Below are 7,662 nucleotides of genomic sequence, written 5' to 3'. Positions count from 1 at the left end.
CTCGACGGCTTTGTAACCCCGAGCCGCCCGATCTATCCCCTAACGCTGCCCGCTCCAACGAAGAACAGAACAGCCCTTTCACGACGGCAACTTACGTCAATGTAGTCCGAGCCGTCGCGGCGATTATCACTCTCGCAATCTATCCCTTGGTACTTGTGCTACCAGCCAGGCTGCGTGGGACAACCAGATTGTTGAAAACACCCAGGTGGCAGTACTGGTTGCGGGCTGCGTTGCAGCGGTCGCATTCTGCGTCAGAAGCAGGGGCCAGTGGAGGTGGTTTTGGCTGGTCACAGCGATGATATGGCTTCTCCTGAGCGGCCGAGAAATCAGATGGGGCGGTTCATTCTACCCGCTCACACGTATGACCGTACTCGGGCCATTCTTTTCCGCACGCGAGCTGTGGTATTGGCCGGTCATCTATCCCCTGGTCGGCGTCTTGGGCCTCGTTATGCTCTTCATCGTCATCCGCTACCGGACCTGGGAAATATGCAAAGACATTGTTCAAGATCGAAGTGCACCAATCGCAGAAACTCTCTGTGTAGTAGCGCTATCTGTTATTTCCCTTGCTGGAGAAGGGCGAGCCGGTCCACTCTCAACCTTTTTACCTCACTCGATTGTTCTTGAAGAGCTTGCGGCATATGTCTGGCTATTGGCTGCGCAATTTGTGACCGAGGATTATCGGACCCAGAAATTTCGGATCATCTGCTCCACATGCTGACGGCCGCTAAGCCGCATCCTCGCGTGCTCGCAACGGCTAGCTAAATCTCAGCGACGCATCCGTCCCAGCCGTTGGGGTTTAGTAGCTAAATTCGGCGACCACTCGGGTAAAGGCATCATATCCATAACCGGCAGGAATGCCGCACCGACATCAGCGTCGAAACTCTCTGGCGAGGAAATCCGTGAACGCGCGCGCGGCGGGCTTGACGGTCTTTCCGCTCACGAACAACGCATTGACTTCCATCGAACCAAAGTCCCAGTCGGACAGAATGCGCACGAGGGCACCGCTATCCAATTCAGCCCTGGCGCTATTGAGGCTTGTTGCGACAATACCCAGCCCGGCTTTCGCGCCGGCGATCGCACCTTCATTGATTGTCACCGCCAGCTGACTTTCCACACGGACGGACACAACACGGCCGTCCTTGCGAAAGGAGAACGTCCGTGAGAGATGAGCAGGGCCGATGATCACTGCGTGGTCTGCAAGATCCGATGGCATCGACGGCGTGCCATGCTCTTCAAGATAGAACGGGGCAGCTGCAAGAATGCGCGGAGCGTCGATCACCTTCCTCGCAGCCGCGCTTGAGTCAGGCAGGCTTCCGAACCGGAACGCGACATCGATGCTCTCGGTGACCAGATCCTGATACCGATCGTTCGACATCAATTCGACACGAAGTGCCGGATGCGCTGACAAGAATTTCGGCAATCTGGGAATGATCTCCCGAAGTACGAAGCTCGACGAGGTGCCGACGCGAAGCACCCCTCTCAGCTCGCCAGTGCCGCGAACCTCGTGGTCGGCCTCTTCGAGGTCGGCCAGGATCGCTTCGACACGCGTCAGGTAGGTTGCGCCAGCGTCCGTCAGCGTGACTGCACGGGTTGTCCGGCTGAAGAGCGTCGCGCCAACCTCAGTTTCCAGCGCGGCGATAAGGCGTGAAGCCGAAGGTTGAGAGAGACTGAGTTCACGACCGGCGCTCGAAAAGTTGCCCAGGCGACCTGCCCGAACAAACAGTTTCAGCGCTGTAAATCGATCATTCATCGGTTCTCTATTTTCACTGTATTGCTTGGCAGGGTCTCCGCCCCAAAATGGAGCCTCTCGTCTGCAAAGAGAATACAATTAAATTGAGATATCGTATCTCAATTTGTGAGAGGTCTGAGGCGGTCAGCTCCGTTGAGGATTGACGCAGCGAGATGCGACCCATCGACAGGCCGAACGAGCGAGACTTCACCGTTCAGCGAAGCGGTTTCCTGCCCGAAGGGGCAGGAGCCCGCTCCTGCTCCCGAGCTCGTGCGGAACAGCGGGGGCAAGGAGACAAATCGGAGGGGACTCCCCACCCTTTTGTAAGGCTGATTTTCACCAGCCACCACTCTCGTCTACGCCGGCCTTGAGGGTCGGGGTGCAGCGCAGCACTGCGCTGCAGCCCTGCCTCGCGGCGAGCAGCGGGTGTGCAAGCGGAGTGGGCGCCTTCGCGGGGGAACCGGCTTCAGGAAGCGAAGCTACCGAAGCTGGGCGGAAGGCGCTCCGAAGCGCGCCGAGGGCGGAGCCCTAAGTCTTCATTTTGAAGAGTGCAGCCTCCAGCCTAGTGCGGACGTTTCCCGAAGCATCATCATAGGGAAGTCCTGACCTGTTACGGACATACATTCACCGCGGCGGGAATGTCGCGAATTGAGATCGAGACGAGGAGGTGGTGCCGGATTTTGAGACGAGGGCCCAAGGTGGATCGACCGATGAGAAGGACGATCCAGCATGAAGGCAGACGGTTCACGGCCGACTTCAAGGCCAAGGTCGCGCTTGAGGCGATCCGCGGCGAGCGGACGATCTCGGAGCCGCTGACGAAGCACAGCTTCACCCGAACCAATCACCCAGTGGAAACGGCAGGCCATCGAGAATCTGGCCAAGGCGTTCGACGACAATACCTCTGATGCGCAGGTCGGCCGGGAAGCCGAGGTGATGAAGCTGCATGCCAGGATCGGCCAGCTAGGATCATTAGCTCGCCTGCGACCAGGGGGCTCGGTCCAGCTTTCCTTGCCCTTTGGAAATCCGGTCGAGCACCTGCTGCGAATGACTAAGGACTGCGTCGAAGCTTGCCAGTTCATTCGCAAACGCATCGTCAGCGAAAGACTCTAGTAGCGAATCGGCAGCCCGAGGCGTGCCCATTCCCCGCGCGGGATCGCAGGTCCGACATGGAAGTCGAAGGACAAGACCCTGGTCGCATCGGTGTCGACCTCGCACCGAAAGCTTAGACCGTACCATGTTGTCCCCGTGTGGAAGGCGGCCTCCGGGACGTCAAGAATATTGCCCGCCTTCAGCAAAACAAGTGGCACCAGGTCGGGAAAATAAGAGGCGTCCAGCAGTTGCTGCTGCAACGCGCTAGCGCAAAGTTTGGCAGCCCGCTTATCGCGAGGCACGCCATCCATGGAGGTCGTGGCCAGCGCATCGCCAGTAGCGCCTTGCGAGTAGAGCCTGCGAACCCCCGGAAGGCCCGAAACGCCCTGCGATGTGGCAACGGCCACGTCCGTGGAGCCAGGCCGCCTGGCGCTCCTGGGCTTCGACGCATTCGCGGGTCTGGGCTTCGGCGCTTCGACCGACGTGGGAAGCTCGATCTCACCGTTGCTGCCAGCAGCAGCCGGCACCGTTAGTGCTGCGGCTGTTTGCTTGTCAGCATCATGCGCTACCGCTTCGTGTTTGTCTGCCTCCTGTGTTGCAGTTGCCTGCTTCTCCACATCCTGTGCGGGCTCAGCGTCCTTGGTTGCATCTGCCTGCTCCTCGGCGTCTGCCGGCGCGGTGAATTCGTCCTCTGCATCCTTCGGCGCGACGGAGGGCTTCGAATCGTCATCTCCCGCCCGCGGCGGCGAGTTGTCTTGAGCGCTGCCCCCATCCAGAGATTTCCTGGGGCCGGTATCCTTGTCGCCAAATCGGAAAACAGGCTTCAGGACCTCGATTGGTGACGGCTCGCGCGGTTGCTTTTCCGGCGGAGGCGGTTTTTCAACCTTCCGTTCTGGTGGCTTTTCGGCCTTGGCCTCCCTTGGCGACGGCACGGGAGCAGGTTTTGGTTTTGGCCGATCGGGCGGAGGCACGAGCGAGACATTTACCGCCTGCTCCTCTTGCGGCGGTGGGGGAGTCGTCGGCAGGCCGTAGACAAGGAGCGCGATGATGAGCGCATGCAGGATAAGCGATGCGGGCAAGCCCCACAGCAAATCCCGAAAACGGTCCCGTGTCTCGTCCTTCATCTTGACCGATGTGGAACGAAATAGCGGCGGCATCAAGCGTGAGCGCCAGAGTTGCGCGATTTAGCCGCTGGAAGGTGGCCGGGAAGAGGAGGGAATTGTCCGCGGGCGAGATCCACGCTTCTGCAAAAGTCGGCACTGATCGAGGACCGCCACTTCGAGCGTGATACCATCAATAACCGCCTGCGCGCGGCCTTCGAGGGGGAGGAACTCAAGTTGGTCCATCACGACAGTCAGACCGCTGCGATTGTCCTGGCGGTGCTCGGCTTGGGCAAAGGTCTTCGGTTGCCTGTGCTGGCCGAAGAGATCGAAACCGCGGGCGAGTTCAAATTCCTCAGTGCCGAACCATGCGGAGAAGGACATGGGTACTATTGGGCCGGCCGGCTCCCATCGAAAATTTCTGTGACCTGGTGCACGATTCTGAGCGGACTATTCCATCACCGACGTTCCTGACGTGCAAATCGAGATTGCCTGAATTAGATCACTACCGAAGGCGGAAACCCCGAACGGGGCTTCCGTGGAGCCGGCAACGCCGGCGGAATAGAGCGGCGTCCGCAGGACGCGGCCTTTTCGCCTAGGCAACCCACCTTGTCGGTGCCTTGATGCCGGACTGATGGGAACGGCAGACTCTCGCGTAAGGCAAGCCGGCGTCTTGGCTACTCCCCGGATCATCCGCGATTTAACTCAAATCCACGCTCCGGATATTGACGCTTTGCACAGCGCCGGAGCCTCTGCTTCTTAAGGCCGGCGCTGGCTACAATGAGAGCATCGGCGCTGTTCCAGGAGATCGAGGATCTCCAGGTGCTCCTTCGCCTGCTAAAATAGCATGACCGCGTGCTCATCGACCGATAGGCAAGCAACCGGCGAACGCTATTGATGCGCTTCACGGCGTCGAGGAAGAACGGGTTGCGTGAAGCTCCTCGATCAGTCCCGCCGACACCACCGGCCGCGCCAGAACCCGTTCGATCAGCGCAAGCGCGCCGTCGCCGGCAAATGGCATGTGGACGAACCTTACATCAAGGTCCGTGGCCAGTGGATGTATCTCTATCGCGCCAGCGACAGCGTCGGCGACACGGTCGAATTCTATTTCAGCGCTCACCGCAACCTGCCGGCCGCCAAGCGCTTCTTCAGAAAGGCGCTGGAGCGTCATGGTCGACCAGATCGCGTCGTCATCGACGGCAGCCAAACCAAGTATGAGGCGATCGTCTCCTGCGACACGACAAATCGCTTGCGGGGTCGCTCCCGGCGCCGGTTGAAGCCAATCCGGATCCGCCAAAGCCAGTACGTCAACAATCCGCATTGAGCTGGACCATCGGCGCATCTAGCGGCGGGTGCGTCCGATGCTCGGCTTCAAATCGACGGTCACCGCCCGCATCATCCTGTGCGGCGTCGAAATGGTCCGCATGATGCGCAAGCGACAGGCGAGGTTTGCCTTCGACCCGAATCCATCCCTGGCCGAACAGTTCGCCATTCGCGCCGCGTGATCAGCTTCCCATCAAGCCTTCTGCACCCCAATTCCGCCGTTGCAACAGAACCAGCGCTTCAAATGCATCCATGATCCGGTCGCGGGATTCCTTGTCGGGCGCGACTTCCGACATGGCGAACAGGCTGGCCCTGGCACCTGCAGCATCGTTGAACGCCAACTGCAGCCGTGCAAGGTTTTGCCAGGCATCAAGCACTCCCGGCGCGACCTGGGTAATCCGCTGATACACCGTAAGGGCTCGATGAGGGTCGTCGTCATTCTCCGCGCGAACAGCCTGGTTGTTCAAAAAGCGTGCCAACACGTCACGATTGCTCATCCGAACAATGTTGAGTGCGGAAGCGTCGGCTTCCTCGCCAAGGCAAGCCCGGCAGATCGCCGCAATCTTCCGTTGTGACACTAAGCCGCCGCCCGCAAAGGGATCGATCACCACGGGGCTCTTCTCGCCGATCTGGACCAGCACATGGCCCGGCAGATTGAGCACATAGGCGCTCCATCCAGCCCGGCGGGCCATTGCGACATAGAGGATCGACAGCGCAATCGGCAGGCCGCGCCTGCGGTCGAGCACCCGGATGAAATCAGCGTTGGCCGGTGCGTCATAACCGTCGGCATCGCCGACAAACCCCAGCTCACCATGCAGCACGCGCGAAAGCACGGCGGCGCGTTCTCCCGGACGAAACGCGCTACGCCCTTCATCGCACACCCGGTCCTCGATCTCTTCGAGCTTTTCGAGATAGGGGGCGATATCCGTATTCTCGTTGTCCAGGTGGCTCACCGCAAGCGATGCCAGGTCGAGCAGGATATCCTCATCCTCGATCAGGCCGATGGGAGCGACATCCACGATCACTTCTCCTTCCCGATAAGACCAAGCTGCGCCATCAGTGACGGCCAGCTCTGGCGAATATCCTGGCGATAGGCTTCATCCCCGCTCAACCGCTGCAACTGCGGATCGGCAAGCCATGCGGACTGCTGCGGGCTGAGCAGGTCCGCGAGCCAACCGCGATAAGGCACGGCCAGGTTGATCCGCGTACGCTGTGCTGGCGTTAAAGGCAGATAGCGGACTGGAGTCTTGCGCAGGTAGAACTGCCGCTCACGGTCAAACTCGAAACCGCCGCTTTCGGTCGGATTGAACCCTTCCGCACGGGCATAAGCATCCAAATCGCGGCGCGAGACCTCGCGCGGATCGAAATGCACCTGCACCACTTCCTCGCCAGCGACCCATCCGGCGTCGGTCGTGATTACCGCCGGATGCTGGGCGAGACTCGTTTCGCCCGACCAGAAGCACGGAGTCGTGTAGATCACGCATTTGCTGAGGCCATATTCGACCAGCAGGTCGCGCCCTAGTAAGCGGAAATAGCCGGGTACATCATCACCGAGCATTTCGAGAACGGCGGTGATCTTTTCGTGCAATCCCAGCGCATCGTAGCGATCGGCCAGCTTGGGCAGGAGCTCGGTTCCGTCAGGCCCGAGAAACCGAACCACGGGGTTGTTCCACGATGGCTCGTCGTAACGGCGCAGAATCTCGGCGTCTGTACCAGGGTGGTTGTTGAAGATCGCCACCGGCACGAACCGATCGGCGATCAGCTCCACCATCAACGGATGCGTCAGGACGTCCTGCCCAAAGCGCACGCACGTCGAACACCCGGGCACTTCCTGAAACAACAGCAGAACAGGTTTGACCTGTTCGACAGCCAGCGCCAAGGCGCGATCGTGATCGCGCAGCCACGCGACTTCGCCGAGCTCACGATGCTCGCGATAGGAAATTTCTTTTTTTTGCATGGCAATAATATGAGCTTGGTGCACGGATCGTTTAGCGGCGATGGCGTAGTCGAGGGGCGATTGAAATAGCCGGTTCGTCATCTTCATGCCCTTCAAACATAATGCCTCTCACCGCCATCGCATCGGCAAGATGAAGTTTCAGGTAACGAACTGGCGGGAATATGAGGCAGGCCTTCGCCGACGAGGAAGCCTGACGCTCTGGCTCACGCCGGAAGCCTTGTCGTCGTGGCGAGCGGCGAAGCGGACGACCCGCGGCGGTCAGCCGCGCCACTCCGATCTGGCGATTGAAACTGCTCTGACGCTGGGCCTGGTGTTCGGCCTGCGGCTGCGCCAGACGGAGGGCTTGCTGGCATCGGTGCTGCAGTTGATGGGATTGGATCTCGCCGTCCCCGATCACACGACGCTGAGCCGTCGGGCAAGCACCTCGCGATTGCTTGGCAGGCGGCAAGGTCGCCGGTTTCCAT

The 7,662-nt window shown here is 60.1% G+C and carries 7 protein-coding genes and 1 pseudogene; 3 read left to right on the top strand and 5 right to left on the bottom strand.

The genetic code is table 11. The annotated features are described in order from the left end of the window. Positions 1-868: 868 nt before the first annotated feature. Positions 869-1,750, bottom strand: coding sequence for a LysR family transcriptional regulator (locus G6N73_RS33795; protein ID WP_165034255.1), 882 nt, complete (start codon positions 1,748-1,750; stop codon positions 869-871). Positions 1,751-2,439: 689 nt separating this feature from the next. Between G6N73_RS33795 and G6N73_RS33790 the strand changes: the two genes are divergently transcribed. Further along, on the top strand, positions 2,440-2,634 hold the full coding sequence (locus G6N73_RS33790; RefSeq protein WP_165034254.1) for a hypothetical protein: 195 nt from the start codon (positions 2,440-2,442) through the stop codon (positions 2,632-2,634). Positions 2,635-2,835: 201 nt separating this feature from the next. Here the strand turns inward: G6N73_RS33790 and G6N73_RS33785 are convergent, their stop codons facing one another. After that, positions 2,836-3,897, bottom strand: a complete 1,062-nt coding sequence (locus G6N73_RS33785; RefSeq protein ID WP_343044839.1) for a DUF930 domain-containing protein — start codon at positions 3,895-3,897, stop codon at positions 2,836-2,838. Positions 3,898-4,002: 105 nt separating this feature from the next. Continuing rightward, entirely contained in the window at positions 4,003-4,302 is a 300-nt protein-coding gene (locus G6N73_RS33780) for a hypothetical protein (RefSeq protein ID WP_165034253.1), read from the bottom strand. 598 nt (positions 4,303-4,900) lie between these two features. Here G6N73_RS33780 and G6N73_RS33775 point away from each other — a divergent pair. Then, a pseudogene (locus G6N73_RS33775) lies at positions 4,901-5,423 on the top strand (IS6 family transposase); the annotation flags it as partial. Here G6N73_RS33775 and G6N73_RS33770 read toward each other — a convergent pair. After that, the gene (locus tag G6N73_RS33770; protein WP_206079241.1) at positions 5,424-6,266 is read right to left on the bottom strand and encodes a transglutaminase family protein; all 843 of its coding nucleotides are present in this window, start codon (positions 6,264-6,266) and stop codon (positions 5,424-5,426) included. After that, positions 6,263-7,285: a VPGUxxT family thioredoxin-like (seleno)protein, type 2 gene (locus tag G6N73_RS33765; protein WP_246252786.1), complete on the bottom strand. Its 1,023-nt coding sequence runs from the start codon at positions 7,283-7,285 to the stop codon at positions 6,263-6,265. Before G6N73_RS33765 ends, G6N73_RS33770 begins: the two co-directional genes overlap by 4 nt. On the opposite strand from G6N73_RS33765, the gene G6N73_RS33760 reads away from it, so the two are divergent. Beyond that, positions 7,284-7,662 (top strand): transposase (locus tag G6N73_RS33760; RefSeq protein WP_206079239.1); only part of this gene is annotated, 379 nt, incomplete at its 3' end. The genes G6N73_RS33765 and G6N73_RS33760 overlap by 2 nt on opposite strands.

Origin of the sequence: Allomesorhizobium camelthorni, assembly GCF_011045125.1 — a bacterium.
Taxonomy (GTDB): domain Bacteria; phylum Pseudomonadota; class Alphaproteobacteria; order Rhizobiales; family Rhizobiaceae; genus Allomesorhizobium; species Allomesorhizobium camelthorni.
This window is presented reverse-complemented; position numbering and strand designations above follow the sequence as displayed.

Coding starts and splice junctions, on each gene's coding strand:
- G6N73_RS33795 (WP_165034255.1), bottom strand. CDS start 1,750: ATGAATGATCGATTTACAGCGCTGAAACTGTTTGTTCGGGCAGGTCGC.
- G6N73_RS33790 (WP_165034254.1), top strand. CDS start 2,440: ATGAGAAGGACGATCCAGCATGAAGGCAGACGGTTCACGGCCGACTTC.
- G6N73_RS33780 (WP_165034253.1), bottom strand. CDS start 4,302: ATGTCCTTCTCCGCATGGTTCGGCACTGAGGAATTTGAACTCGCCCGC.
- G6N73_RS33765 (WP_246252786.1), bottom strand. CDS start 7,285: ATGAAGATGACGAACCGGCTATTTCAATCGCCCCTCGACTACGCCATC.